Origin of the sequence: Streptococcus mitis, from assembly GCF_946190155.1 — a bacterium.
GTDB lineage: Bacteria > Bacillota > Bacilli > Lactobacillales > Streptococcaceae > Streptococcus > Streptococcus mitis_CL.
Window position 1 is genome coordinate 12,105 of sequence record NZ_CAMHZL010000001.1, and the last position, 24,720, is coordinate 36,824.

The window sequence follows — 24,720 nt, forward strand, 5'->3', positions numbered from 1 at the left end:
GATACACTATGTCAAAATTTAATCGTATTCACTTGGTGGTATTAGATTCTGTGGGAATCGGTGCTGCACCAGATGCTAATAACTTTGTCAATGCAGGGGTTCCAGATGGAGCTTCTGACACACTGGGACACATTTCTAAAACAGTTGGTTTGAATGTGCCAAACATGGCTAAAATCGGTCTAGGAAATATTCCTCGTGAAACCCCTCTTAAGACTGTACCAGCTGAAAGCAATCCAACAGGATATGCAACAAAATTGGAAGAAGTATCTCTTGGTAAGGATACTATGACTGGACACTGGGAAATCATGGGACTCAACATTACTGAGCCTTTCGATACTTTCTGGAATGGATTCCCAGAAGAAATCTTGACAAAAATCGAAGAATTCTCAGGACGCAAGGTCATTCGTGAAGCCAACAAACCTTACTCAGGTACAGCTGTTATCGATGATTTTGGACCACGTCAGATGGAAACTGGAGAGTTGATTATCTATACTTCAGCTGACCCTGTTTTGCAAATTGCTGCCCACGAAGACATTATTCCTTTGGATGAATTGTACCGTATCTGTGAATACGCTCGTTCAATCACTCTTGAGCGACCTGCTCTTCTAGGTCGTATCATTGCCCGTCCTTATGTAGGTGAACCAGGTAACTTCACTCGTACAGCAAACCGTCGTGACTTGGCTGTATCTCCATTTGCACCGACTGTTTTGGATAAATTGAATGAAGCTGGTATCGATACTTACGCTGTTGGTAAAATCAATGATATCTTTAACGGTGCTGGTATCAACCATGACATGGGCCACAACAAGTCAAACAGCCACGGAATTGATACACTATTGAAGACCATGGGACTTGCTGAGTTTGAAAAAGGATTCTCCTTCACAAACTTAGTGGACTTTGATGCCCTTTACGGTCACCGTCGCAATGCTCATGGTTACCGTGATTGTTTGCATGAGTTTGATGAACGCTTGCCTGAAATTATAGCAGCCATGAGAGAGAACGACCTTCTTTTGATTACTGCGGACCATGGAAATGACCCAACTTACGCAGGAACAGACCACACTCGTGAATATATTCCATTGTTGGCCTACAGCCCTGCCTTTAAAGGAAATGGTGTCATTCCAGTTGGACATTTTGCAGATATCTCAGCGACAGTTGCAGATAACTTTGGTGTGGAAACTGCCATGATTGGGGAAAGTTTCTTAGTTAAATTGGTATAAGATGACGCGATATGCTTTACTTGTTCGGGGCATTAATGTCGGTGGGAAGAATAAGGTTGTCATGGCGCAACTTCGTCAAGAACTGACAGAGTTGGGACTGGGAAAAGTTGAAACCTACATCAACAGTGGCAATATTTTCTTTACTTCGACAGATCCCAAAGTCCGATTGGTTGAAAAGTTAGAGGCTTTCTTTGCAGTCCATTATCCATTTATTCAGAGCTTTTCTTTGCTGAGTCAGGAAGATTATGAAGAAGAGCTGAAGAATCTGCCAGATTGGTGGACCAAAGATTTGGCACGAAAGGATGTCCTCTTTTACACGGAGGGCTTGGATGTGGCTCAAGTCATTGAGACAGTTGAAAGTTTGGAACTGGAAGATGAAGTTGTTTATTTTGGAAGACTTGGGATTTTCTGGGGGAAATTCTCTGAGGAATCCTACTATGCAACTGCCTATCACAAATACTTACTCAAGATGCCTTTTTATCGCAACATCACCATTCGTAATGCTAAAACTTTCGACAAAATCGGTCAAATGCTAAAAAATAATAAAGGAGACATACAATGACATTTTTAGATAAAATCAATGAAACTGCTGCCTTCCTGAAAGAAAAGGGTATCCTAGCGCCTGAGTTCGGTCTAATCCTTGGATCAGGACTTGGAGAATTGGCAGAAGAAATCGAAAATCCAGTTGTAGTAGATTATGCAGATATCCCAAACTGGGGCCGTTCTACAGTAGTCGGACACGCTGGGAAATTGGTATATGGAGAACTTGCAGGTCGTAAGGTCTTGGCTCTTCAAGGTCGTTTCCATTTCTACGAAGGCAATCCTCTTGAGGTCGTGACTTTCCCAGTTCGTGTGATGAAAGTACTCGGATGTGAAGGTGTCATTGTAACCAATGCAGCTGGCGGTATTGGATATGGGCCTGGTACTTTGATGGCTATCTCAGACCATATCAACATGACAGGTCAAAACCCATTGATGGGTGAAAACTTGGATGAATTTGGTCCTCGTTTCCCAGATATGTCTAAAGCCTACACACCAGAATATCGTGCTACTGCCCATGAAGTGGCTAAAAAACTTGGTATCAAGCTTGACGAAGGTGTCTATATTGGTGTTACTGGTCCAACTTATGAAACACCAGCAGAAATCCGTGCTTATAAGACACTGGGAGCAGATGCGGTTGGTATGTCTACTGTTCCTGAAGTTATTGTGGCAGCCCACTCAGGCTTGAAAGTTCTAGGAATTTCATGTATTACTAACTTTGCAGCTGGATTCCAAGAAGAACTCAACCACGAAGAAGTTGTAGAAGTGACTGAACGTGTTAAAGGCGACTTCAAAGGTTTGCTTAAAGCGATTCTTGCAGAATTGTAATCATGTTAATAGAATTGAGGAGTATTTTTCGAAAAATCCCTTATAATTTTAGATTTTTCCTAGCAGTAATTCTGCAAGGAATAGTTTCGGGTTTATCTGGTATTTTTCTCCATTATCTATTAGAGATGGTGGAGGAGCTAGCTTTTGGTCAGTCAGAGCATCATAGTGGATTTTTGACAGATGGAGTTTCCTCTTCACGGATAGGACTAAGTTTAATGATGGTGGGTCTTGGCTCATCCTTGGTCTGGTATTTCTTGCAAAAAGGGTCGAAGATTTATTCCATCAAAGCTCAGATGAAGGATGAGACTTCACAATACAAGCTTCATTTTCTAAAACAGCTATTTCATTCAATTTGGCAGATCATTGCAGTTGGAGGGGGAGCGCCTATTGGCAAAGAAGCTGCGCCACGAGAGATTGGAACTCTATTTGCAGGACCAATTGGAAAAATATGTTCTCTCTCTAAGAAGGATCGCATCTTTCTCCTTGCTTGTGGTGCTGGTGCTGGTTTAGCGGCTGTTTATCAGGTTCCATTAACAAGTGTCTTCTTTGTTTTTGAAACCTTAGGAATTGATCTATCTATTAAACGATTTGTCTTAGTCGGTTTGACTACCTATGTGTCAACCTATACAGCAGGCTGGGTTATTTCAGATCAGGCTCTCTACCAGATTCCAGCTATCACATGGTCATTAAAGGAAATATGGATTATTCCCTTATTACTTCTTTTCTTAACCCCACTGGCTTGGCTTTTTGGTCGCTTAAGTAAAGAAGCGTCTTCAAACAGAATAAAAGATAAACGAATACTTCTCACATTGCCCTCAGCTTTTCTTTTTCTTGTTGGTCTTGCAAGTTCCTTTCCACATCTACTTGGTAATGGACGCATGATGGCTCAGGAAATTTTAAATGGTAGCAGTGGTCAAACAGTGCTTCTCATGTTTTTCCTAAAAGCAGTGGTCGTTCTTATTATCCTTTGGGCAGGGGCCTATGGTGGTACTCTTACGCCATCTTTTGCCTTGGGGATGGCTGGAGCTGCCCTCTTTGGAATAATTCTAGGTGTGGATAGCCAGCCAACCACTTTACTTTTGGGATCTGTTTGCTTTTTGTCCGTGACTTTGAAGGCTCCCTGGTCTGCAACCGGATTAGTTATAGGTTTCACTGGGCTAGGTATAGATTCTATTCCGTATTTCTTAGTAACAGCTGTTTTAGCCTATGAATTTGCAAAAATGCTAGACCGCTTTCCTTGGGCTAGCATATTGTGTCAGAAGTCAAAGAATAAAGTAATTAGGTAGGAAATGCCCATTTCTTCTAGTCAGGGATTTATCTTAAAAGATTAAAAACTATTGTCAGTTTATCAATAACTGTTTTAAATAAAAATGTAGTAGGCTTATCGGAGTCATGATTGAATCCGATTTTTCCTAGCTATGAAATATAAAAATAAAAAAAGAAAGGTAGAGCGTGTGTTCTGATTTGAACACGAGCGGAAAACTTTTCTAAAAATCAGAAAGTAAGGGTAGTTCGGGTTTGAATTGAAGCCGGTCTAATCTTCTCAATATCATCAAAATTAAGAAAGAAAGGAATTGACCCCACCCTAAAAGCAGTGGGAAAAAGATAGTTGGTCTAGCGAGCATCGCTCACTGCTCCCAACTCCTATTTCCCCTTTGCTTTTTGACGGGTTTGGTATCTTTCTGATTATAAATTTTAGAATAAAGAAAGGATGGGTTAACTGTATTCATTGAACTGAATACGGGCGGAGAACTGTGTAAAAAAGATAAACTGTCTAGCATCTGCGATGCGTCGTCAGTTTCCTATTTTTACTTTGTTCTCTGTCGCCCTTTATATCTTAACTATGTCTATCCATATTGCTGCTCAGCAGGGTGAAATTGCTGATAAAATTCTTCTTCCTGGAGATCCTCTTCGTGCTAAGTTTATTGCGGAGAATTTCCTTGAAGATGCTGTTTGTTTTAACGAAGTACGTAACATGTTTGGTTACACTGGTACTTACAAGGGCCACCGTGTATCAGTCATGGGAACTGGGATGGGGATGCCATCTATTTCGATTTATGCGCGTGAGTTGATTGTTGACTACGGTGTGAAAAAATTGATCCGTGTGGGAACAGCAGGTTCATTGAATGAAGATGTTCACGTCCGTGAATTAGTTTTGGCGCAGGCAGCTGCAACCAACTCTAACATCATCCGCAATGACTGGCCACAGTACGATTTCCCACAAATTGCTAGCTTTGATTTGCTGGACAAGGCCTACCATATCGCTAAAGAACTTGGTATGACAACCCACGTTGGGAACGTTTTGTCATCTGATGTCTTTTACTCAAACTACTTTGAAAAGAATATCGAGCTTGGTAAATGGGGAGTCAAGGCTGTGGAAATGGAAGCAGCAGCCCTTTACTATCTGGCGGCCCAACACCATGTTGACGCGCTTGCCATCATGACTATTTCTGATAGTTTGGTCAATCCAGATGAAGATACGACTGCAGAAGAACGCCAAAATACCTTCACTGATATGATGAAGGTTGGATTGGAAACCTTAATTGCAGAGTAAAATGTAAAAGAAAATCCTGATTTCAAGTGAAATCAGGATTTTTTCATGGATGCGATTTTTTCTGGGTCTGGTGTGACACGGAGGGTCTTTTGTCCCGTGTAAGTTACAAAGCCTGGTTTGCCACCAGTTGGTTTGTTGAGTTTTTTGACTTCAATCATATCCACCTGGACCAGATTTGACAGGCGACCTTGAGAGAAGTAGGCTGCAAGTTCTGCTGCGTCTGTCTTGACTTCATCAGATGGGTCTAGGTTGCCTGAGATGACAACGTGGCTTCCAGGAATGTCCTTGGCATGGAACCAAAGTTCCTCCTTGCGTGCCATTTTAAAGGTTAGCTCCTCATTTTGCAGGTTATTGCGTCCGACATAGATGATGGTTTTGCCATCGCTCGCCATATACTGTTCTGGTTTTTTGCGTTTCTGAATTTTCTCTCGCTGTCTTCTGCGGATAAAACCTGTTTGGATCAATTCTTCACGGATTTCAGCGATTTCTTCCAGCCCAGCTTGGTTGAGAACAGTTTCCACACTTTCCAGATAGAGAATGGTTGCCTTGGTTTCTTCAATCAGATCAGTCAAGTATTTGACAGCTTCTTTGAGTTTCTGGTAACGTTTAAAATAGCGTTGGGCATTCTGGTTGGGAGTCAGAGCCTTATCAAGCGCAATGGTGATAGGTTGATTCGTGTAGTAGTTGTCTAGAATAACCTGGTCTTGGTCGTTAGGCACTTGGTGGAGGAAGGTTGTTAGCAATTCACCCTTTTGGCGAAATTCCTCAGCATTGTCTGTCGCTAGTAACTCTTTTTCTTGTTTTTTGAGTTTGTGTCGGTTTTTATGAAGTTCATTTTCAACACGACGAATGAGTTCACTGGCTTGCTGTTTGACGCGGTCGCGCTCAGCCTTATCCTTATAGTAGGTGTCCAACAAATCAGAAAGACTGGCAAAAGGCTCTCCCACCTGATTTGCAAAAGGAACTGGGCTGAAGGATGTCTCTGTCAAGCAGGGCTTGGTTTCTTGACTGAAAAAGTTACGGAAAGTAGACAGTTTATCACTAATCAGCAGGTCTTCCAATTCATTTGCCGTATCACGTCCCAGACCTTGAAAGAGGCTTTGAAGATTTTTAGCTGTCGTTTCCTGTGTTTGTAGGATTTCAAAGAGCTTTTCATCCTTGATCGTAAAAGGATTGAGAGATTCCGTACTTGGCGGAGCTATGTAGGTCGATCCAGGAAGCAAGGTACGGTAGCTATTTTGTGAAAAGCCGACGTGTTTGATAACTTCGAGGATTTTATGACTGCTTTTATCGACCAGTAGAATATTACTGTGTTTCCCCATAATTTCGATAATCAAGGTAGCCTGAATATGGTCTCCAATCTCGTTTTTATTGGAAACTATCATTTCCACAATACGGTCATTTTCCACTTGCTCAATAGACTCAATCAGGGCACCCTGCAAATATTTTCTCAAAACCATGATAAAGGTGGAAGGTTGGGCTGGATTTTCAAAAGTCGTTTGGGTCAGCTGAATGCGTCCAAAAACTGGATGGGCAGAAAGGAGCAGGCGATGACTTTGGCGATTGCTGCGGATTTGCAAGACTAATTCTTGTTCAAAAGGCTGATTGATTTTCTGGATGCGACCATTCACTAACTCTCTTCGCAATTCCTCAACCATGTGGTGTAAAAAAAATCCGTCAAATGACATCGTTCTCTCCTTGTGATTGTATTCCATAGTATTATATCAAAAAGGTAGAATAAAATCATGGAAATGTGGTATAATAAAGCCAAGTAAAGAGAAACGAGAAGCACATGTATATTGAAATGGTAGATGAAACTGGTCAAGTTTCAAAAGAAATGTTGCAACAAACCCAAGAAATTTTGGAATTTGCAGCCCAAAAATTAGGCAAAGAAGACAAGGAAATGGCAGTTACCTTTGTGACCAATGAACGTAGTCATGAACTCAATCTGGAGTACCGTGACACCGACCGTCCGACAGATGTCATCAGCCTTGAGTATAAGCCAGAGTTGGAAATTGCCTTTGACGAAGAGGATTTACTTGAAAATCCAGAATTGGCAGAGATGATGTCTGAGTTTGATGCCTATATTGGGGAACTGTTCATCTCTATCGATAAAGCACATGAGCAGGCCGAGGAATATGGCCATAGCTTTGAGCGTGAGATGGGCTTCTTGGCAGTACACGGCTTTTTACATATCAACGGCTATGATCACTACACTCCGGAAGAAGAAGCGGAGATGTTCGGTTTACAAGAAGAAATTTTGACAGCCTATGGACTCACAAGACAATAAACGAAAATGGAAAAATCGTGACCTGATATCCAGTTTAGAATTTGCTCTCACAGGAATTTTTACTGCCATCAAGGAAGAACGCAATATGCGAAAACATGCAGTGACGGCTCTTGTGGTCGTCCTTGCCGGTTTTGTTTTTCAGGTGTCACGAATCGAATGGCTCTTTCTCCTATTGAGCATTTTCTTGGTAGTAGCCTTTGAAATTATCAACTCTGCTATTGAAAATGTGGTGGATTTGGCCAGTCACTATCACTTTTCTATGCTGGCTAAAAATGCCAAGGATATGGCGGCTGGCGCGGTATTAGTGGTCTCTCTTTTCGCAGCCTTAACAGGCGCATTGATTTTTCTCCCACGGATTTGGGATTTATTATTTTAAATAGCAAGAGGAAATTATGACTTTTAAATCAGGCTTTGTAGCCATTTTAGGACGTCCCAATGTTGGGAAGTCAACTTTTTTAAATCACGTTATGAGGCAAAAGATTGCCATCATGAGTGACAAGGCGCAAACAACGCGCAACAAAATCATGGGAATTTACACGACTGATAAGGAACAAATCGTCTTTATCGACACACCAGGGATTCACAAGCCTAAAACGGCCCTTGGAGATTTCATGGTAGAATCTGCCTATAGCACCCTTCGTGAAGTGGATACCGTTCTTTTTATGGTACCTGCTGATGAAGCGCGTGGTAAGGGGGACGATATGATTATCGAGCGTCTTAAGGCTGCCAAGGTTCCTGTGATTTTGGTGGTGAACAAGATTGATAAGATTCACCCAGATCAGCTTCTGTCTCAGATTGATGATTTTCGTAATCAAATGGACTTCAAGGAAATCGTTCCTATCTCAGCCCTTCAGGGAAATAACGTGTCTCGTCTAGTGGATATTTTGAGCGAAAATCTGGACGAAGGTTTCCAGTATTTCCCGTCTGATCAAATCACAGACCATCCAGAACGTTTCTTGGTTTCAGAAATGGTTCGTGAGAAAGTCTTGCACCTAACTCGTGAAGAAATTCCTCACTCAGTTGCCGTAGTAGTTGATTCTATGAAACGAGACGAAGAAACAGACAAGGTTCACATCCGTGCAACCATCATGGTTGAGCGCGATAGTCAGAAAGGGATTATCATCGGTAAAGGTGGTGCTATGCTTAAGAAAATCGGTAGCATGGCCCGTCGTGATATTGAACTCATGCTAGGAGACAAGGTCTTCCTAGAAACCTGGGTCAAGGTCAAGAAAAACTGGCGCGATAAAAAGCTAGATTTAGCTGACTTTGGCTATAATGAAAAAGAATACTAAGTAGAGGTGGGCTCATGCCTGCTTCTTGTTTTTACAGAAGGAGGACTTATGCCTGAATTACCTGAGGTTGAAACCGTTCGTCGTGGCTTAGAAAAATTGATTTTGGGTAAAAAGATTTCGAGTGTAGAAATTCGCTACCCCAAGATGATTAAGACAGATTTGGGCGAATTTCAAAAGAAAGTGCCTGGTCAAGTTGTTGAGTCAATGGGACGTCGTGGGAAATATTTGCTTTTTTACCTGACAGACAAGGTCTTGATTTCCCATCTGCGGATGGAGGGCAAGTATTTTTACTATCCAGACCAAGTACCTGAACGCAAGCATGTCCATGTTTTCTTTCAGTTTGAAGATGGTGGCACGCTTGTTTATGAGGATGTACGCAAGTTTGGTACTATGGAACTCTTGGCTCCTGACCTTTTAGACGCCTACTTTATTTCTAAAAAATTAGGTCCTGAGCCAAAAGAGTCAGACTTTGATGTGCAGGTCTTTCAAGATGCTCTAGCCAAGTCCAAAAAGCCTATCAAATCCCATCTCCTAGACCAGACCTTGGTAGCTGGACTTGGCAATATCTATGTGGATGAGGTTCTCTGGCGAGCTCAGGTTCATCCAGCTAGACCTTCCCAGACTTTGACAGCAGAAGAAGCGACTGCCATTCATGACCAGACCATTGCTATTTTGGGTCAGGCTGTTGAAAAAGGTGGTTCCACCATTCGGACCTATACCAATGCCTTTGGGGAAGATGGAACCATGCAGGATTTTCATCAAGTCTATGACAAGGCTGGTCAAGAATGTTCACGTTGTGGCGCCGTGATTGAGAAAATCCAACTAGGTGGACGAGGCACCCACTTTTGTCCAAACTGCCAAAGGAGGAGCTGATGGGGAAAATCATCGGAATCACAGGAGGAATTGCCTCTGGTAAGTCAACAGTGACAAATTTTCTAAGAAAGCAAGGCTTTCAAGTAGTGGATGCCGACGCAGTCGTCCACCAACTACAGAAACCTGGTGGTCGTCTGTTTCAGTTTCTAGTCCAGCACTTTGGTCAAAAAATTATCTTAGAAAATGGAGAACTCAATCGCACTCTCCTAGCTAGTCTCATCTTTTCAAATACTGATGAACGAGAATGGTCTAAGCAAATTCAAGGAGAGATTATTCGTGAGGAACTGGCTATTTTGAGAGACCAATTGGCTCAGACAGAAGAGATTTTCTTCATGGATATTCCTCTACTTTTTGAGCAGGACTACAGCGCTTGGTTTGATGAGACATGGTTAGTCTATGTGGACCGAGATGTCCAAGTGAAACGCTTAATGAAAAGGGACCAGTTGTCCAAGGATGAAGCTGAGTCTCGTTTGGCAGCCCAGTGGCCCTTAGAAAAAAAGAAAGATTTGGCCAGCCAGGTTTTAAACAACAATGGAAATCAGGACCAGCTTCTTACTCAGGTGTTCTCCCTGCTTGAGGGAGGTAGTGAAGATGACAGAGATTAACTGGAAGGATAATCTGCGCATTGCCTGGTTTGGTAATTTTCTGACAGGAGCCAGTATTTCCTTGGTTGTGCCTTTTATGCCCATCTTTGTGGAAAATCTGGGTGTAGGGAGTGATCAAGCTGCTTTTTATGCAGGTTTAGCTATTTCTGTCTCTGCCATTTCTGCGGCGCTTTTCTCTCCTATCTGGGGTATCCTTGCTGACAAATACGGTCGAAAACCCATGATGATTCGGGCCGGCATGGCCATGACCATTACTATGGGAGGCTTGGCTTTTGTTCCAAATATTTATTGGTTAATCTTTCTTCGTTTGCTAAATGGTGTATTTGCAGGTTTTGTTCCCAATGCAACGGCTCTGATAGCTAGTCAGGTTCCAAAGGAGAAATCAGGCTCTGCTCTTGGGACTTTGTCTACAGGAGTAGTTGCAGGTACTTTAACTGGTCCCTTTATAGGGGGCTTTATCGCAGAATTATTTGGCATTCGTACTGTTTTCTTACTGGTTGGTAGTTTTCTGTTTTTAGCCGCTCTTTTGACTATTTGCTTTATCAAGGAAGATTTTCAACCAGTAGCCAAGGAAAAGGCCATCCCAACAAAGGAATTATTTACATCAGTTAAATATCCCTATCTTTTGGTCAATCTCTTTCTGACCAGTTTTGTCATCCAATTTTCAGCCCAATCGATTGGCCCTATTTTAGCACTTTATGTGCGCGACTTAGGCCAGACAGAGAATCTTCTCTTTGTGTCAGGTTTGATTGTATCCAGTATGGGCTTTTCTAGCATGATGAGTGCAGGAATCATGGGCAAGCTAGGTGACAAGGTGGGTAATCATCGCCTCTTGGTTGTAGCTCAGTTTTATTCAGTCATCATCTATCTCCTCTGTGCCAATGCTTCTAGCCCCCTTCAACTAGGACTCTATCGTTTCCTCTTTGGCTTGGGGACCGGTGCCTTGATTCCTGGAGTTAATGCCCTTCTCAGCAAGATGACACCCAAATCTGGCATTTCGAGGGTCTTTGCCTTTAACCAGGTATTCTTTTATCTGGGAGGTGTCGTTGGTCCTATGGCAGGTTCTGCAGTAGCAGGTCAATTTGGCTACCATGCTGTCTTTTATGCGACAAGTCTTTGTGTTGCATTTAGTTGTCTCTTTAACCTGCTTCAATTTCGAACATTATTAAAAGTAAAGGAAATCTAGTGCGAGTAAAAATTAATCTCAAATGCTCCTCTTGTGGCAGTATCAATTACCTAACAAGTAAAAATTCAAAAACTCATCCAGACAAGATCGAGGTTTTAAAGTATTGTCCCAAGGAAAGAAAAGTAACCCTACATCTTGAATCTAAGTAGATTTTATGGTAAAATAATAAGGATTTTAAGGAGTTTGATATGTATAACCTATTATTAACCATTTTATTAGTATTATCTGTTGTGATTGTGATTGCGATTTTCATGCAACCAACTAAAAACCAATCCAGCAATGTATTTGATGCCAGCTCAGGTGATTTGTTTGAACGCAGTAAAGCACGCGGTTTTGAAGCTGTAATGCAGCGTTTGACAGGGATTTTAGTCTTTTTCTGGCTAGCCATTGCCTTAGCATTGACGGTATTATCAAGTAGATAAGAAAATAATGGGCAGGACTAGGTCTTTGCCTCTTTTTATTTTTAAAGGATATTTGAGCAGGTTTTACAGTAAAAGAAAATAAAAAATCTAGAAAGAAAATATGAAAGATAGAATAAAAGAATATTTGCAAGATAAGGGAAAGGTGACTGTCAATGACTTGGCTCAGGCTTTGGGAAAAGATGGTTCCAAGGATTTTCGTGAGTTGATTAAAACCTTGTCCCTAATGGAAAGAAAGCATCAGATACGCTTTGAGGAAGATGGCAGTCTGACTTTGGAAGTCAAGAAAAAACATGAGATTACCCTCAAGGGGATTTTTCATGCCCATAAAAATGGCTTTGGCTTTGTCAGTCTAGAAGGCGAGGAGGACGACCTTTTTGTAGGGAAAAACGATGTCAACTATGCTATTGATGGAGATACAGTTGAGGTCGTGATTAAGAAAGTCGCTGACCGCAATAAGGGAACAGCAGCAGAAGCAAAAATTATCGATATCCTAGAACACAGTTTGACAACCGTTGTAGGTCAAATCGTTCTAGATCAGGAAAAGCCTAAGTATGCCGGCTATATCCGTTCGAAAAACCAGAAAATCAGTCAACCGATTTATGTTAAGAAACCAGCCCTTAAACTAGAAGGAACAGAAGTTCTCAAGGTCTTTATCGACAAATACCCAAGCAAGAAACATGATTTCTTTGTCGCGAGTGTCCTCGATGTAGTGGGTCATTCAACGGATGTCGGAATTGATGTCCTTGAGGTTTTGGAGTCTATGGACATTGTCTCAGAATTTCCAGAGGCTGTTATCAAAGAGGCAGAAAGTGTGCCTGATGCTCCGTTTCAAAAGGATATGGAGGGTCGTCTGGATCTGAGAGATGAGATTACCTTTACCATTGACGGTGCTGATGCCAAGGACTTGGATGACGCAGTTCACATCAAGGCTTTGAAAAATGGCAATATCGAACTTGGAGTTCACATCGCAGATGTTTCCTACTATGTGACTGAGGGTTCTGCTCTTGACAAGGAAGCCCTTAACCGCGCAACTTCTGTCTATGTGACAGACCGTGTGGTCCCAATGCTGCCAGAACGACTGTCAAATGGTATCTGCTCTCTCAATCCTCAAGTTGACCGCCTGACCCAGTCAGCTATTATGGAGATTGATAAACATGGTCGTGTGGTCAACTACACCATTACACAAACGGTAATCAAGACAAGCTTCCGTATGACCTATAGCGATGTCAATGATATTATAGCTGGCGACGTGGAAAAGAGACAAGAGTATCAGAAAATTGTCCCAAGTATTGAACTTATGGCTAAGCTCCATGAAACTCTAGAAAACATGCGTGTGAAACGTGGTGCCCTCAATTTCGATACCAACGAAGCGAAGATTTTAGTGGATAAACAAGGTAAGCCTGTTGATATTGTTCTTCGTCAGCGTGGTGTTGCTGAGCGCATGATTGAGTCCTTTATGTTGATGGCCAACGAAACAGTTGCCGAGCATTTTAGTAAGCTGGATTTGCCTTTTATCTATCGAATTCACGAGGAGCCAAAGGCTGAAAAAGTTCAGAAGTTTATTGATTATGCTTCGAGTTTTGGCTTGCGCATTTATGGAACTGCCAGTGAGATTAGCCAAGAGGCCCTTCAAGACATCATGCGTACTGTTGAGGGAGAACCTTATGCGGATGTATTGTCCATGATGCTTCTTCGCTCTATGCAGCAGGCTCGCTATTCGGAGCACAATCACGGCCACTATGGATTAGCGGCTGACTATTACACTCACTTTACTAGTCCGATTCGTCGTTATCCAGACCTTCTTGTTCACCGTATGATTCGTGATTACGGCCGTTCTAAGGAAATAGCAGAGCATTTTGAACAAGTGATTCCAGAGATTGCGACCCAGTCTTCCAACCGTGAACGTCGTGCCATTGAGGCTGAGCGTGAAGTCGAAGCCATGAAAAAGGCTGAGTATATGGAAGAATATGTAGGTCAAGAGTACGATGCTGTTGTATCAAGTATTGTCAAATTCGGTCTCTTTGTTGAATTGCCAAACACGGTGGAAGGTTTGATTCACATTACCAATCTACCTGAATTTTATCATTTCAACGAACGTGATTTGACTCTGCGTGGAGAAAAATCAGGAACCACCTTCCGTGTAGGACAACAGATTCGTATCCGAGTTGAAAGAGCCGACAAGATGACGGGTGAAATCGACTTCTCTTATATCCCAAGTGAGTTTGATGTGATTGAAAAAGGCTTAAAACAGTCTAATCGCAGCGACAGAGGGCGTGGTTCAAGTCGTCGTTCAGATAAGAAGGAAGATAAGAGAAAATCGGGACGCTCAAATGATAAGCGCAAGCATTCACAAAAAGATAAGAAGAAAAAAGGAAAGAAACCTTTTTATAAGGAAGTAGCTAAGAAAGGAGCCAAGCATGGCAAAGGGCGAGGGAAAGGTCGTCGCACAAAATAAAAAAGCGCGCCACGACTATACAATCGTAGATACGCTAGAGGCAGGGATGGTCCTGACTGGAACTGAAATCAAGAGTGTGCGAGCTGCTCGAATCAATCTCAAGGATGGCTTTGCCCAAGTAAAAAATGGGGAAGTTTGGTTGAGCAATGTTCATATTGCGCCTTACGAAGAGGGCAATATCTGGAATCAAGAACCAGAACGTCGTCGTAAACTCCTGCTCCATAAAAAGCAAATCCAAAAGTTGGAACAAGAGACCAAAGGGACAGGTATGACCCTGGTTCCCCTTAAAGTCTATATCAAAGATGGCTATGCCAAGCTTCTTTTAGGACTTGCCAAAGGGAAGCATGACTATGACAAAAGGGAGTCTATCAAACGTCGTGAGCAGAATCGCGATATTGCGCGCGTGATGAAAGCTGTTAATCAGCGATAAAAAGAGGAATGAAGATGGAAAAACTAGTTGCCTATAAACGTATGCCTTTGTGGACTAAAGAAACCATGCCAGAGGCTGTTCAGCAAAAGCACAATACAAAAGTTGGAACTTGGGGGAAAATTACTGTCTTGAAGGGAGCTCTCAAGTTTATTGAATTGACAGAAGATGGTGAGGTTTTAGCTGAGCACATCTTTGAAGCAGGAGCCGACAATCCCATGGCACAACCACAAGCCTGGCACCGAGTGGAGGCTGTAACAGACGATGTAGAGTGGTACTTGGAATTTTATTGTAAACCTGAGGATTATTTTCCTAAGAAATACAATACCAATCCTGTTCATTCAGAGGTCCTAGAGGCAATGCAGACAGTAAAACCAGGGAAAGCCTTGGATTTGGGCTGTGGTCAAGGCCGTAACTCTCTCTTTCTTGCACAGAATGGTTTTGATGTGACGGCTGTGGATCAAAATGAATTGGCCCTTGAAATCTTGCAAAGCATTGTGGAGCAGGAAGACCTGGATATGCCTGTAGGTCTTTACGATATCAATTCAGCCAGCATTGGACAAGCGTATGATTTCATCGTATCGACGGTGGTGCTGATGTTTCTGCAAGCAGACCGCATTCCTGCAATTATCAAAAATATGCAGGAGCATACCACGGTCGGTGGTTATAATCTTATCGTTTGTGCTATGGACACGGAGGATTATCCTTGCTCTGTGAACTTCCCATTTACCTTTAAAGAAGGGGAATTGGCAGACTATTACAAAGACTGGGAATTGATTAAGTACAATGAAAATCCAGGCCATCTTCACCGTCGCGATGAGAATGGCAATCGCATTCAACTACGCTTTGCGACCATGCTAGCTAAGAAAATCAAGTAAACATACATGAAGATTAGGAAATTTCCTGATCTTTTTTCTTTTTTACGAATAGATAAGATAGAAGGATTGACAAAAATACGCATTATAAGTATAATTTTAGATAGAAAGATGACCATAAATGCCAATCACAGGTAAGGAAATGGTAAAATTAGCTCTTGCAAATGGATGGATTGAAGTTCGTAAGAGAGGAAGTCATCATCATTTTAAGAAAGAAGGGGTTCCCTATCTTGTCACTATTCCAGTTCACGGTAATGATGACCTAGGAAAAGGTTTAGAGAGAAATATATTAAAAGATTTGGGATTGTAGTTGATTTGGAAATTGTGGAGGTGTATTATGCTAAAATCTTATCCTGCTATTTTTCATAAAGAAGGTACTGGATACTGGATTGAATTTCCGGAGTTTGGAGGTGGGACTGAAGGAGCAACGATTGAACTTGCAATGAAAAATGCTCGGGAAATGCTTGAGAGTGTTTTAGCTTCTTATATTGATGAAGGACTGGCTCTGCCTACTCCTAGTGATATTTCTAAGTTGAAAGCTCCTGATGGATTTGTGACTTTGATTCAGGTCAATCCCTTGCCTTTCGTAAAGAATAATAAGGCGATTCGAAAAAATGTTACGGTTCCAGAGTGGCTAGTCAGACTTGCAGATCGTGAGAAAGTGAACTATTCTGAAGTGTTGACACAAGCTCTTGAAAATCGCTTGCAACTCTAAAATTATAGAGTGATGAAGATTAGGAAATTTCCTGATCTTTTTTCTTTTTTGCGAATAATATAGAAAAGGAGGGAAATCATGTTTGTTGCGAAAAATGCTAGGGGACAGCTGGTAAATGTGTTAGAGGATAAGCTTGAGAAGCAAGCATACACTTGCCCAGCTTGTGGAGGTCAGCTCCGTTTGCGTCAAGGACCAAGTGTCCGGCCCCATTTTGCCCATAAATCTTTAAAAGACTGTGATTTTTCCTCTGAAAATGAAAGTCCAGAACACCTGGCAAATAAGGAATTCCTTTATCACTGGTTGAAAAAAGAGACAGAGGTTCAATTAGAATACCCGCTTCCAGAACTTAAACAGATTGCAGATCTATTTGTAAATGGCAATCTAGCTTTAGAAGTTCAGTGTAGTCCCTTGCCACAAAAACTTCTTAAAGAGCGTAGCGAGGGCTATCGTAGTCAGGGTTACCAAGTACTGTGGTTACTGGGAGAAAAACTTTGGCTCAAGGAGCGTTTGACTCGTCTGCAACAAGGTTTTCTCTATTTTAGTCAAAACATGGGATTTTATGTTTGGGAATTGGACAAGGAAAAACAGCTTTTAAGACTCAAATACCTGATTCACCAAGATCTCCGAGGCAGACTCTATTATCAAATCAAGGAATTTCCCTATGGTCAAGCTAGTTTATTGGAAATATTGCGTTTCCCTTATAAGAAACAAAAAATATCTCATTTTGCAGTTTCTGAGGATAAGGACATCTGTCGCTATATTCAGCAACAACTGTACTATCAAAATCCCTTTTGGATGAAAGAACAAGCAGAAGCATATCAAAAGGGAGAAAATCTCCTGACTTATGGGCTAAAAGAATGGTATCCACAAATTCGACCACTAGTAGGTGAGTTTTTTCAGATTAAGCAAGACTTGACTAGCTATTATCAGTATTTTCAAATCTATTACCAAGAAAATCCTCAAAATGATTGGCAAAAGCTTTATCCACCAGCCTTTTATCAGCAATATTTCTTGAAAAATATGGTAGAATAGAAAAGATGGAGGAATCTAATGGTATTACAAAGAAATGAAATAAATGAAAAAGATACATGGGACCTATCAACAATCTACCCAACTGACCAGGCTTGGGAAGAAGCCTTAAAAGATTTAACAGAACAATTGGAGAAAGTAGCCCAGTATGAAGGCCATCTCTTGGATAGTGCGGATAACCTACTAGAAATCACTGAATTTTCTCTTGAAATGGAACGCCAAATGGAGAAGCTTTACGTTTATGCTCATATGAAAAATGACCAGGACACACGTGAAGCCAAGTACCAAGAGTACTATGCCAAAGCAATGACTCTCTACAGTCAGCTAGATCAAGCTTTTTCATTCTATGAGCCTGAATTTATGGAAATCAGTGAAAAGCAATATGCTGACTTTTTAGAGGCTCAACCAAAATTGCAGGTTTATCAACACTATTTTGATAAGCTTTTACAAGGCAAGGATCACGTTCTTTCACAACGTGAAGAAGAATTATTGGCTGGAGCTGGAGAAATCTTTGGTTCAGCAAGTGAAACCTTCGCTATCTTGGACAATGCGGATATTGTGTTCCCTTATGTCCTCGACGATGATGGTAAGGAAGTGCAGCTCTCTCATGGGACTTACACACGTCTGATGGAGTCTAAAAATCGTGAGGTGCGTCGTGGTGCTTATCAAGCTCTTTATGCAACTTATGAGCAATTCCAACATACTTATGCTAAAACCTTGCAAACAAATGTTAAAGTTCAAAACTATCGTGCAAAAGTTCGCAACTACAAGAGTGCTCGTCATGCAGCCCTTGCAGCAAATTTTGTTCCAGAAAGTGTTTATGACAATTTGGTAGCAGCAGTTCGCAAGCATTTGCCCCTCTTGCATCGTTACCTTGAGCTACGTTCAAAGATTTTGGGGATTTCAGACCTCAAAATGTACGATGTCTACACACCGCTTTCGTCTGTCGAATACAGTTTTACTTACCAAGAAGCTTTGAAAAAGGCAGAAGATGCTTTGGCAGTCTTGGGTGAGGATTACTTGAGCCGTGTCAAACGTGCCTTCAGTGAGCGTTGGATTGATGTTTACGAAAATCAAGGCAAGCGTTCAGGAGCTTACTCTGGTGGTTCTTACGATACAAATGCCTTTATGCTTCTTAACTGGCAGGACAATCTAGACAATCTCTTTACTCTTGTTCATGAAACAGGTCACAGCATGCATTCCAGCTATACTCGCGAAACGCAGCCTTATGTTTACGGGGATTACTCTATCTTCTTGGCTGAGATTGCATCGACTACCAATGAAAATATCTTGACGGAGAAATTATTGGAAGAAGTGGAAGATGATGCAACGCGCTTTGCTATTCTCAATAACTTTCTAGATGGTTTCCGTGGAACAGTTTTCCGTCAAACTCAATTTGCTGAGTTTGAGCACGCAATCCACCAAGCAGACCAAAACGGGGAGGTCTTGACAAGCGATTTCTTAAATAAACTCTACGCAGACTTGAACCAAGAGTATTATGGTTTGAGTAAGGAAGACAATCCTGAAATCCAATACGAGTGGGCTCGCATTCCACACTTCTACTATAACTACTATGTATACCAATATTCAACAGGTTTTGCAGCAGCCTCAGCCCTGGCTGAAAAGATTGTTCATGGTAGTCAAGAAGACCGTGACCGTTATATCGACTACCTCAAGGCAGGTAAGTCTGACTATCCACTTAATGTCATGAGAAAAGCTGGTGTTGATATGGAGAAGGAAGACTATCTCAACGATGCCTTTGCAGTCTTCGAACGTCGTTTGAATGAGTTTGAAGCCCTTGTTGAAAAATTGGGATTGGCATAAGATGGTTGAATCATATAGTAAGAATGCCAATCATAACATGCGTCGTCCTGTTGTCAAGGAAGAAATTGTGGACTTGATGCGTCAGCGTCAAAAGCAAGTAACAGGCTCTTTGAAAGAATTGGAAGACTTTGCTCGCAAGGAAAATATTCCTATCATTCCCCATGAAACGGTTGCTTATTTCCGTTTTCTCATGGAAACTATGCAACCAAAAAACATTCTAGAAATTGGGACGGCTATCGGTTTTTCAGCCCTCTTGATGGCTGAACATGCGCCAAATGCTAAGATTACAACCATTGACCGCAATCCAGAAATGATTGGTTTTGCCAAGGAAAATTTCGCCCAGTTTGACAGTCGCAAGCAAATTACGCTCCTAGAAGGAGATGCGGTAGATGTCTTATCTACCTTGACAGAGTCCTATGATTTCGTCTTTATGGATTCAGCCAAGTCTAAATACATCGTCTTTCTGCCAGAAATCCTCAAACATTTGGAAGTCGGTGGTGTGGTTGTCTTGGATGATATCTTCCAAGGTGGTGATGTTGCCAAGGACATTATGGAGGTTCGTCGTGGCCAGCGAACTATTTATCGAGGCCTTCAAAGATTATTTGATGCAACTTTAGACAATCCAGGACTCACTGCAACATTAGTACCTTTAGGGGACGGCATTCTCATGCTTCGTAAAAATGCAGCAGATGTTCAATTGCTTGACAGCGAATAATTTTCAGAAAAATTTAAGAAAATATAGTAAAATAGATAGGGTAACACTTATCTCAAAGGAGTAGACATGAAGAAAAAACTATTGGCAGGTGCCATTACACTATTATCAGTAGCAACTTTAGCAGCTTGTTCGAAAGGTTCAGAAGGGGCAGACCTTATCAGCATGAAAGGGGATGTCATCACAGAACATCAATTTTATGAGCAAGTGAAAATCAATCCTTCAGCCCAACAAGTCTTGTTGAACATGACCATCCAAAAAGTATTTGAGAAGCAATATGGCTCAGAGGTAGATGACAAAGAAATCGATGAAATCATTTCTGGAGAAGAAAAACAATATGGTGAGAATTACCAACGTGTCTTATCACAATCAGGTATGACTCTTGAAACACGTAAAGCACAAATTCGTACAAGTAAATTAGTTGAATTTGCAGTTAAAAAGGCTGCAGAAGCTGAATTAACTGATGAAGCGTATAAGAAAGCATTTGAGAGCTATACTCCGGACGTAACTGCTCAAATTATTCGTCTTGATAATGAGGATAAAGCGAAAGAAGTCCTCGAAAAAGCTAAGGCAAGTGGCGCAGATTTCGCTCAATTAGCTAAAGATAACTCAACTGATGAGAAAACCAAAGCGAATGGTGGTGAAATCACTTTTGATTCAGCTTCAACAGAACTACCAGATCAAGTTAAGAAAGCAGCTTTTGCCTTGGATGTTAACGGCATTTCTGATGTCATTACAGCTACTGGTACTCAAGCATACAGCAGTCAATATTACATTGTAAAACTCATTAAGAAAACAGAAAAGTCATCTAATATCGATGACTACAAAGAAAAATTGAAAACTGTTATCTTGACTCAAAAACAAAATGATGCATCATTTGTTCAAAGTATTGTCGGAAAAGAATTGCAAGCAGCCAATATCAAGGTTAAAGATCAAGCCTTCCAAAATATCTTTACCCAATATATCGGTGGTGGAGATTCAAGCTCAAGCAGTTCTTCAAAAGAATAAAATAGAATGTCTCTTTGTCAACTGTAGTGGGTTGAAGAAAAGCTAAGCTCGAGAAAGGACAAATTTCGTCCTTTCTTTTTTGATGTTCAGAGCGATGAAAATTCGTTTTTTAAAGTTTTTAAAGTTCCTAAAGCCAAAGGCATTGTGCTTTATAAGTTTGATGAGATTATTTGTTGCTTCTGTTTTTGATTTGGAATTAAGTAAACAGATTGATGAACGAGCTGATTTGATTGTTCATTTTGCGGCGGAATCTTTTAATGACAAGTCTATTTTTGTGAAAAGTAATATCGTCGGGACGCACAATTTTTTAGACTTAGCTAGAAAGTATGATATCCGTTTCCACCATATTTCAACAGATGAGGTTTATGGGGACTTTCCATTGGAAAATAAGTATAAATTCACTGAAAAAACGCAGTACAATCTAAGTTCTCCTTATGCTGCTACAAAAGTCTCTGCTGATTTATTGGTAAAAGATTGGGTTCGTTCTTTTGGAGTCAGGGCCACGATTTCCAACTGTTCAAACAATTATGGACCTTATCAAAATCTTGAAAAATTTATCCCAAGACAAATCCCCAATCTTTTAACTGGTTAGCAGGAAATCCTATATGGAGATGGGGTTAATGTTCGTGACAGGATTCATGTGAAAGACCATTGCCAAGCTATCGACACTATTATTAACAAGAGTGGTATTGGTGAGACCTACTTGATTGGGGTAAATAATGAGCGAACGAATGTTGAAGTTCTACAAAAAATCTCGTTGCAGTTAGGAAAATCTCAGGACGATTTTAAGTATATAGCAAATAGATCGGGACATGACCTTCGCTATGGAATTAACGCTAGTAAGTTATATACTGAATTAGATTTTACGCCTCTATACGTGGATTTTGATAAGGGATTAAAAGAAGATATTCGTTGGTATCAAGAACATGAAGATTGGTGGCAAGAGGTGATTGCGCAAAAGCAAGATGCTCAGTAAGAAAATTAGGAGGAATTAAATTTGGAGAATATAATTTTTTGCTCATCACCCTTCCAGGTGATGGTCGCTAGGGAAGTTGTTCAGACTATTACAGAAGACTTTATTGGAATTTATCTAAAAATGTCAAATGATGCGAGACAGACTTTTTATGCTGAACGGATGAAAGAATTTTGTAAGGAAGTCATTGTTTTAGAAGGGAAGACAGTTTTGAATGATATTCAGGAGGTTCTGAAAGGCAGGTCAATTTGTAATCTCTATCTAGCAAGCTTAGACAATCCTGTAGCTCTTAGTATCTTTAAACCTAGCACGATGAGTCTGTATACCTTTGATGATGGAAGTACTTCTATTGTCCCTTACAGTATGTATACACAAGAAAATGAGAGGGATATTCCGTATACAAACTTTACCTTGAGACAGGTCATGTCTTTGTCAAATAGACATTTCACGGTATTTGAGGACTGTCTCCTTTTCCCAAAAGAGAAGCAGGTTTTTCTAAAGCTTCATCTTGAACCAGGTAATTTTCAAAGAGCTAAAAATGGTAAGAAAATTCGCGTTTTTCTTGGGCAGTTTTTAGGCTCCCTCTTTTATCAGGAAGATTTGGAAATTACCCAAAAATTGACGGCTAAAATTTTAGATGAACAGAAGATTGACTACTACTATCCCCATCCTAGAGTACCTTTGAATCCCTATCAAGATAAATTGAAAGAAACTATATTTTGCTTTGAAGAAGAAATTTATTTTTTACTGGAGGAGTATGAGTTCGTTGAGGTACATGGTTTTTACTCAACCTCGCTTTTGATGGTCAAAAATATAGAGGGTGTATCAGTTCATGGGTATCGGACTTTTTTAACAACTCATGAATCAAATGTTTTTGCAAAACGAGGTGTGCCCTATCAAAATGTGTCTCAATCAGACACACCTGTTGATATTGTTATGCCTGTCTATAATGGGGCTGAAACCATTAGTCAAACGATTGATTCAGTCTTAAACCAAACCCACCAAGCCTTTCGACTGCTAATTGTTGATGATGGCTCGACAGATAATACAGAGGAAATATGTAAGCCTTATCTAGTAGACGAGCGAATACAGTATATCAGGGAAAGTCATAAAGGGATTTCAGAAACTTTAAATCATGGAGTCAGCCTGTCTCAAACGAAATATGTAGCCAGACAAGATGCAGATGATGTATGGATGCCTTGGCACTTAGATTTTCTCTTGCAAAAGTTAGAGAAAAATCCTCAATTGGACCTTATCGGAGCTAGAGTCGTCGCAGAAGAAGATGCCATAATAGATAAAATCAAACGGAATCCATCTCATCACTTATCAGGAGAAAAATTATGGTTAGAGCTTGCTTATCGAAATGTCTTTAATCATTCAACTGTTATCTTTAAACGCTCTGCCTATGATGAGGCAGGAGGCTATGATGCTAAGTGTGATGGATTTGAAGATTGGCATTTGTGGTCTCGAATGGTTACAAAGGATAATGCTTTAGTTTTGAATATAGTAACAACCTACTATCGTTTATCAGAACGTTATAAACGTGGCATGACTTTTCGTGCGAGACTAGCAAGAAGTCGTGGTTTAAGATTGGAGGATGTATTAAAATAAACCATGGTTAAAGTATTTACAATTAAAGAAGTAGTTCCTGTAAGTTCTTATGGTTTTGAAAGAAGTCAATTAGCACGTCAGGAAATCTTTAAAAGTTTAGAGGTAGAACAGGAACTTGTTTTAACAAATTTAGAGAATTTTGTACCAAATTTTGTTGAAACCCTTGAAAATCTTGGATTTGAAGATTTTCACCATGTTATTTATGATCAGTCAGATCTAGCTAGACAGAAACCCAGTGTAAAAAAAGATTTTGTAGAAGAGCTAAAGGGTGTTGTTAGGGTTGAGTCTACAAATGAGGGGTATGTTGGTCTTATTCGCTATCAAGATGGAAGTGTTGAATGTTATACCTCTCAACTATTGTATCGATATTCTCATCAAGAAAAGTTGTTCACTCTTTATGATAGTAAAGGAGAATTACTCAAAGGGGATGTGAGTGAAAATTACCATTCTTATCAAAATCTAAGAAGTGGTGAAACCTATACCCAATGGCAGCTAGTCAGTCTCTATCTAGCTAACAATTCTACAGTCGAAGATCGCTTTATCATCGATATGGTTAATGAATACCCTCTTCAATTGAGGAAGTTCTTCCAAAACACAGGTCGTACCTTGTTTGCATATACTCATTACAATATTTTAGACACTCAAATGAAGTTTGTCTTACAAAACTGGTGTCAAAATTTAGTTGCAAGTCCAGTTTTGGAAGAGCGATTAGGATCTAATTTGGTCCGGTTCTTGCCCCCGATTTATGTAAAAGAGGGTATAGAAAAAGAGTACACTTCTGTAACAGATTGGTGTATTGTAGGGAACATGACTTTTTTGAAACGTTGTGAGTGGGCGATTGAGGCGTTTAGGGAGTTACCTGATAGTAAATTGACGATTTATGGAAATTTACCTGTAGGTTATACTGAAGAAGATTTACCTGATAATGTTCATTTTAAAGGATTTGTTGAAAATGTTCCTTATGAGAATCATGAGGGTTATATCTCTTGTTCTATGAGCGAATGTTTTGCAAATGCTGCTGTTGAAGCATCTTCATGTGGTTTGGTTTGTTTGCTTTCTGATGTAGATTTAGCACATAAATTTTATGCAAGTAAATGTGAAAATACTAAGGTTTTTCGTACATCTGAAGAATTGAAATCTTTACTATTCGATTATCGAATAGGTAGGTGCTTTAAATCTTCAAGGTTTTATTCTTGCTATACTAAAGACACTGTGTTAGAATTATACCGATACTTGATTTTAGGTTAAGTATTTAGGATTTATTAGCTAAAATATAGTAGT

Annotated in this window: 25 protein-coding genes and 2 pseudogenes; 25 read left to right on the forward strand and 2 right to left on the reverse strand. The window is 40.5% G+C overall.

Annotated elements, in window-relative coordinates; translation table 11 throughout:
- Nucleotides 1-8: 8 nt before the first annotated feature.
- The 5 genes from N8O80_RS00070 (at nt 9) to deoD (ending at nt 5,142) form a co-directional block, all read left to right on the forward strand.
- Nucleotides 9-1,220, forward strand: coding sequence for a phosphopentomutase (locus N8O80_RS00070; RefSeq protein WP_261026089.1), 1,212 nt, complete (start codon nt 9-11; stop codon nt 1,218-1,220).
- A gap of 1 nt (nt 1,221) precedes the next feature.
- Nucleotides 1,222-1,782 (forward strand): DUF1697 domain-containing protein, encoded by a 561-nt coding sequence (locus tag N8O80_RS00075; RefSeq protein ID WP_247932757.1) that lies wholly within the window; start codon nt 1,222-1,224, stop codon nt 1,780-1,782.
- Nucleotides 1,779-2,588: a purine-nucleoside phosphorylase gene (locus N8O80_RS00080; protein WP_000143375.1), complete on the forward strand. Its 810-nt coding sequence runs from the start codon at nt 1,779-1,781 to the stop codon at nt 2,586-2,588. The genes N8O80_RS00075 and N8O80_RS00080 overlap by 4 nt, the downstream gene beginning before the upstream one ends.
- A gap of 2 nt (nt 2,589-2,590) precedes the next feature.
- Entirely contained in the window at nt 2,591-3,874 is a 1,284-nt protein-coding gene (locus N8O80_RS00085) for a chloride channel protein (RefSeq protein WP_261026093.1), read from the forward strand.
- Between the two features lie 557 nt (nt 3,875-4,431).
- The gene (gene deoD / locus N8O80_RS00090; RefSeq protein ID WP_000022091.1) at nt 4,432-5,142 is read left to right on the forward strand and encodes a purine-nucleoside phosphorylase; all 711 of its coding nucleotides are present in this window, start codon (nt 4,432-4,434) and stop codon (nt 5,140-5,142) included.
- A 32-nt stretch (nt 5,143-5,174) separates the two neighbouring features.
- Here deoD and pavA read toward each other — a convergent pair whose 3' ends face one another.
- Nucleotides 5,175-6,830: an Rqc2 family fibronectin-binding protein PavA gene (gene pavA, locus N8O80_RS00095; protein ID WP_261026095.1), complete on the reverse strand. Its 1,656-nt coding sequence runs from the start codon at nt 6,828-6,830 to the stop codon at nt 5,175-5,177.
- A gap of 104 nt (nt 6,831-6,934) precedes the next feature.
- Between pavA and ybeY the strand changes: the two genes are divergently transcribed.
- The 17 genes from ybeY to prsA all read left to right on the forward strand — a co-directional run bounded on the left by ybeY (nt 6,935) and on the right by prsA (nt 20,855).
- The gene (gene ybeY, locus N8O80_RS00100; RefSeq protein ID WP_000275156.1) at nt 6,935-7,432 is read left to right on the forward strand and encodes an rRNA maturation RNase YbeY; all 498 of its coding nucleotides are present in this window, start codon (nt 6,935-6,937) and stop codon (nt 7,430-7,432) included.
- Nucleotides 7,413-7,808 (forward strand): diacylglycerol kinase family protein, encoded by a 396-nt coding sequence (locus tag N8O80_RS00105; RefSeq protein WP_120770115.1) that lies wholly within the window; start codon nt 7,413-7,415, stop codon nt 7,806-7,808. Before ybeY ends, N8O80_RS00105 begins: the two co-directional genes overlap by 20 nt.
- 16 nt (nt 7,809-7,824) lie before the next feature.
- Entirely contained in the window at nt 7,825-8,724 is a 900-nt protein-coding gene (gene era / locus N8O80_RS00110) for a GTPase Era (RefSeq protein ID WP_261026098.1), read from the forward strand.
- 48 nt (nt 8,725-8,772) lie between these two features.
- Nucleotides 8,773-9,597, forward strand: a complete 825-nt coding sequence (gene mutM, locus N8O80_RS00115; protein WP_120770117.1) for a DNA-formamidopyrimidine glycosylase — start codon at nt 8,773-8,775, stop codon at nt 9,595-9,597.
- Nucleotides 9,597-10,202 carry a dephospho-CoA kinase gene (gene coaE, locus N8O80_RS00120; protein ID WP_261026102.1) on the forward strand — a complete coding sequence of 202 codons (606 nt, stop codon included), beginning with the start codon at nt 9,597-9,599 and terminating at the stop codon, nt 10,200-10,202. Before mutM ends, coaE begins: the two co-directional genes overlap by 1 nt.
- Entirely contained in the window at nt 10,189-11,388 is a 1,200-nt protein-coding gene (locus tag N8O80_RS00125) for a multidrug efflux MFS transporter PmrA (protein ID WP_120770119.1), read from the forward strand. The genes coaE and N8O80_RS00125 overlap by 14 nt, the downstream gene beginning before the upstream one ends.
- Nucleotides 11,388-11,537 carry a 50S ribosomal protein L33 gene (gene rpmG, locus N8O80_RS00130; protein ID WP_001809104.1) on the forward strand — a complete coding sequence of 50 codons (150 nt, stop codon included), beginning with the start codon at nt 11,388-11,390 and terminating at the stop codon, nt 11,535-11,537. Before N8O80_RS00125 ends, rpmG begins: the two co-directional genes overlap by 1 nt.
- A gap of 39 nt (nt 11,538-11,576) precedes the next feature.
- Complete coding sequence (secG, locus tag N8O80_RS00135) at nt 11,577-11,810, forward strand: preprotein translocase subunit SecG (protein WP_000282517.1); 234 nt, start codon at nt 11,577-11,579, stop codon at nt 11,808-11,810.
- 100 nt (nt 11,811-11,910) lie between these two features.
- Complete coding sequence (gene rnr / locus N8O80_RS00140; protein WP_120770120.1) at nt 11,911-14,265, forward strand: ribonuclease R; 2,355 nt, start codon at nt 11,911-11,913, stop codon at nt 14,263-14,265.
- Nucleotides 14,228-14,695, forward strand: coding sequence for an SsrA-binding protein SmpB (smpB, locus tag N8O80_RS00145; RefSeq protein ID WP_001051750.1), 468 nt, complete (start codon nt 14,228-14,230; stop codon nt 14,693-14,695). The genes rnr and smpB overlap by 38 nt, the downstream gene beginning before the upstream one ends.
- A 14-nt stretch (nt 14,696-14,709) precedes the next feature.
- A complete protein-coding gene (gene tehB, locus N8O80_RS00150) occupies nt 14,710-15,570 on the forward strand; it encodes an SAM-dependent methyltransferase TehB (RefSeq protein ID WP_120770121.1) in 861 nt (286 codons plus the stop codon).
- Between the two features lie 118 nt (nt 15,571-15,688).
- Complete coding sequence (locus N8O80_RS00155; protein ID WP_120770122.1) at nt 15,689-15,877, forward strand: type II toxin-antitoxin system HicA family toxin; 189 nt, start codon at nt 15,689-15,691, stop codon at nt 15,875-15,877.
- A 27-nt stretch (nt 15,878-15,904) separates the two neighbouring features.
- Complete coding sequence (locus N8O80_RS00160; RefSeq protein WP_120770123.1) at nt 15,905-16,282, forward strand: type II toxin-antitoxin system HicB family antitoxin; 378 nt, start codon at nt 15,905-15,907, stop codon at nt 16,280-16,282.
- 78 nt (nt 16,283-16,360) lie between these two features.
- A complete protein-coding gene (locus N8O80_RS00165) occupies nt 16,361-17,314 on the forward strand; it encodes a competence protein CoiA (protein ID WP_120770124.1) in 954 nt (317 codons plus the stop codon).
- Nucleotides 17,315-17,332: 18 nt separating this feature from the next.
- On the forward strand, nt 17,333-19,135 hold the full coding sequence (gene pepF / locus N8O80_RS00170) for an oligoendopeptidase F (RefSeq protein WP_120770125.1): 1,803 nt from the start codon (nt 17,333-17,335) through the stop codon (nt 19,133-19,135).
- A gap of 1 nt (nt 19,136) precedes the next feature.
- On the forward strand, nt 19,137-19,850 hold the full coding sequence (locus tag N8O80_RS00175) for an O-methyltransferase (protein WP_120770851.1): 714 nt from the start codon (nt 19,137-19,139) through the stop codon (nt 19,848-19,850).
- Between the two features lie 66 nt (nt 19,851-19,916).
- Nucleotides 19,917-20,855: a peptidylprolyl isomerase PrsA gene (prsA, locus tag N8O80_RS00180; RefSeq protein WP_120770126.1), complete on the forward strand. Its 939-nt coding sequence runs from the start codon at nt 19,917-19,919 to the stop codon at nt 20,853-20,855.
- 42 nt (nt 20,856-20,897) lie between these two features.
- On the opposite strand, the pseudogene N8O80_RS00185 reads toward prsA, so the two are convergent.
- Nucleotides 20,898-21,050 (reverse strand): annotated as a pseudogene (locus N8O80_RS00185) (transposase); the annotation flags it as partial.
- Between N8O80_RS00185 and N8O80_RS00190 the strand changes: the two are divergent.
- From N8O80_RS00190 to N8O80_RS00200, 3 genes and pseudogenes are all read left to right on the forward strand, one after another.
- A pseudogene (locus N8O80_RS00190) lies at nt 21,016-21,831 on the forward strand (dTDP-glucose 4,6-dehydratase). The pseudogenes N8O80_RS00185 and N8O80_RS00190 sit on opposite strands and share 35 nt — an antisense overlap.
- Nucleotides 21,832-21,852: 21 nt before the next feature.
- Entirely contained in the window at nt 21,853-23,439 is a 1,587-nt protein-coding gene (locus N8O80_RS00195; RefSeq protein ID WP_120770127.1) for a glycosyltransferase family 52, read from the forward strand.
- 3 nt (nt 23,440-23,442) lie between these two features.
- Nucleotides 23,443-24,687: a glycosyltransferase family 4 protein gene (locus N8O80_RS00200; RefSeq protein ID WP_261026125.1), complete on the forward strand. Its 1,245-nt coding sequence runs from the start codon at nt 23,443-23,445 to the stop codon at nt 24,685-24,687.
- Nucleotides 24,688-24,720 lie beyond the last annotated feature (33 nt).

Coding starts and splice junctions, on each gene's coding strand:
- N8O80_RS00070 (WP_261026089.1), top strand. CDS start 9: ATGTCAAAATTTAATCGTATTCACTTGGTGGTATTAGATTCTGTGGGA.
- N8O80_RS00075 (WP_247932757.1), top strand. CDS start 1,222: ATGACGCGATATGCTTTACTTGTTCGGGGCATTAATGTCGGTGGGAAG.
- N8O80_RS00080 (WP_000143375.1), top strand. CDS start 1,779: ATGACATTTTTAGATAAAATCAATGAAACTGCTGCCTTCCTGAAAGAA.
- N8O80_RS00085 (WP_261026093.1), top strand. CDS start 2,591: ATGTTAATAGAATTGAGGAGTATTTTTCGAAAAATCCCTTATAATTTT.
- deoD (WP_000022091.1), top strand. CDS start 4,432: ATGTCTATCCATATTGCTGCTCAGCAGGGTGAAATTGCTGATAAAATT.
- pavA (WP_261026095.1), bottom strand. CDS start 6,830: ATGTCATTTGACGGATTTTTTTTACACCACATGGTTGAGGAATTGCGA.
- ybeY (WP_000275156.1), top strand. CDS start 6,935: ATGTATATTGAAATGGTAGATGAAACTGGTCAAGTTTCAAAAGAAATG.
- N8O80_RS00105 (WP_120770115.1), top strand. CDS start 7,413: ATGGACTCACAAGACAATAAACGAAAATGGAAAAATCGTGACCTGATA.
- era (WP_261026098.1), top strand. CDS start 7,825: ATGACTTTTAAATCAGGCTTTGTAGCCATTTTAGGACGTCCCAATGTT.
- mutM (WP_120770117.1), top strand. CDS start 8,773: ATGCCTGAATTACCTGAGGTTGAAACCGTTCGTCGTGGCTTAGAAAAA.
- coaE (WP_261026102.1), top strand. CDS start 9,597: ATGGGGAAAATCATCGGAATCACAGGAGGAATTGCCTCTGGTAAGTCA.
- N8O80_RS00125 (WP_120770119.1), top strand. CDS start 10,189: ATGACAGAGATTAACTGGAAGGATAATCTGCGCATTGCCTGGTTTGGT.
- secG (WP_000282517.1), top strand. CDS start 11,577: ATGTATAACCTATTATTAACCATTTTATTAGTATTATCTGTTGTGATT.
- rnr (WP_120770120.1), top strand. CDS start 11,911: ATGAAAGATAGAATAAAAGAATATTTGCAAGATAAGGGAAAGGTGACT.
- smpB (WP_001051750.1), top strand. CDS start 14,228: ATGGCAAAGGGCGAGGGAAAGGTCGTCGCACAAAATAAAAAAGCGCGC.
- tehB (WP_120770121.1), top strand. CDS start 14,710: ATGGAAAAACTAGTTGCCTATAAACGTATGCCTTTGTGGACTAAAGAA.
- N8O80_RS00155 (WP_120770122.1), top strand. CDS start 15,689: ATGCCAATCACAGGTAAGGAAATGGTAAAATTAGCTCTTGCAAATGGA.
- N8O80_RS00160 (WP_120770123.1), top strand. CDS start 15,905: ATGCTAAAATCTTATCCTGCTATTTTTCATAAAGAAGGTACTGGATAC.
- N8O80_RS00165 (WP_120770124.1), top strand. CDS start 16,361: ATGTTTGTTGCGAAAAATGCTAGGGGACAGCTGGTAAATGTGTTAGAG.
- pepF (WP_120770125.1), top strand. CDS start 17,333: ATGGTATTACAAAGAAATGAAATAAATGAAAAAGATACATGGGACCTA.
- N8O80_RS00175 (WP_120770851.1), top strand. CDS start 19,137: ATGGTTGAATCATATAGTAAGAATGCCAATCATAACATGCGTCGTCCT.
- prsA (WP_120770126.1), top strand. CDS start 19,917: ATGAAGAAAAAACTATTGGCAGGTGCCATTACACTATTATCAGTAGCA.
- N8O80_RS00200 (WP_261026125.1), top strand. CDS start 23,443: ATGGTTAAAGTATTTACAATTAAAGAAGTAGTTCCTGTAAGTTCTTAT.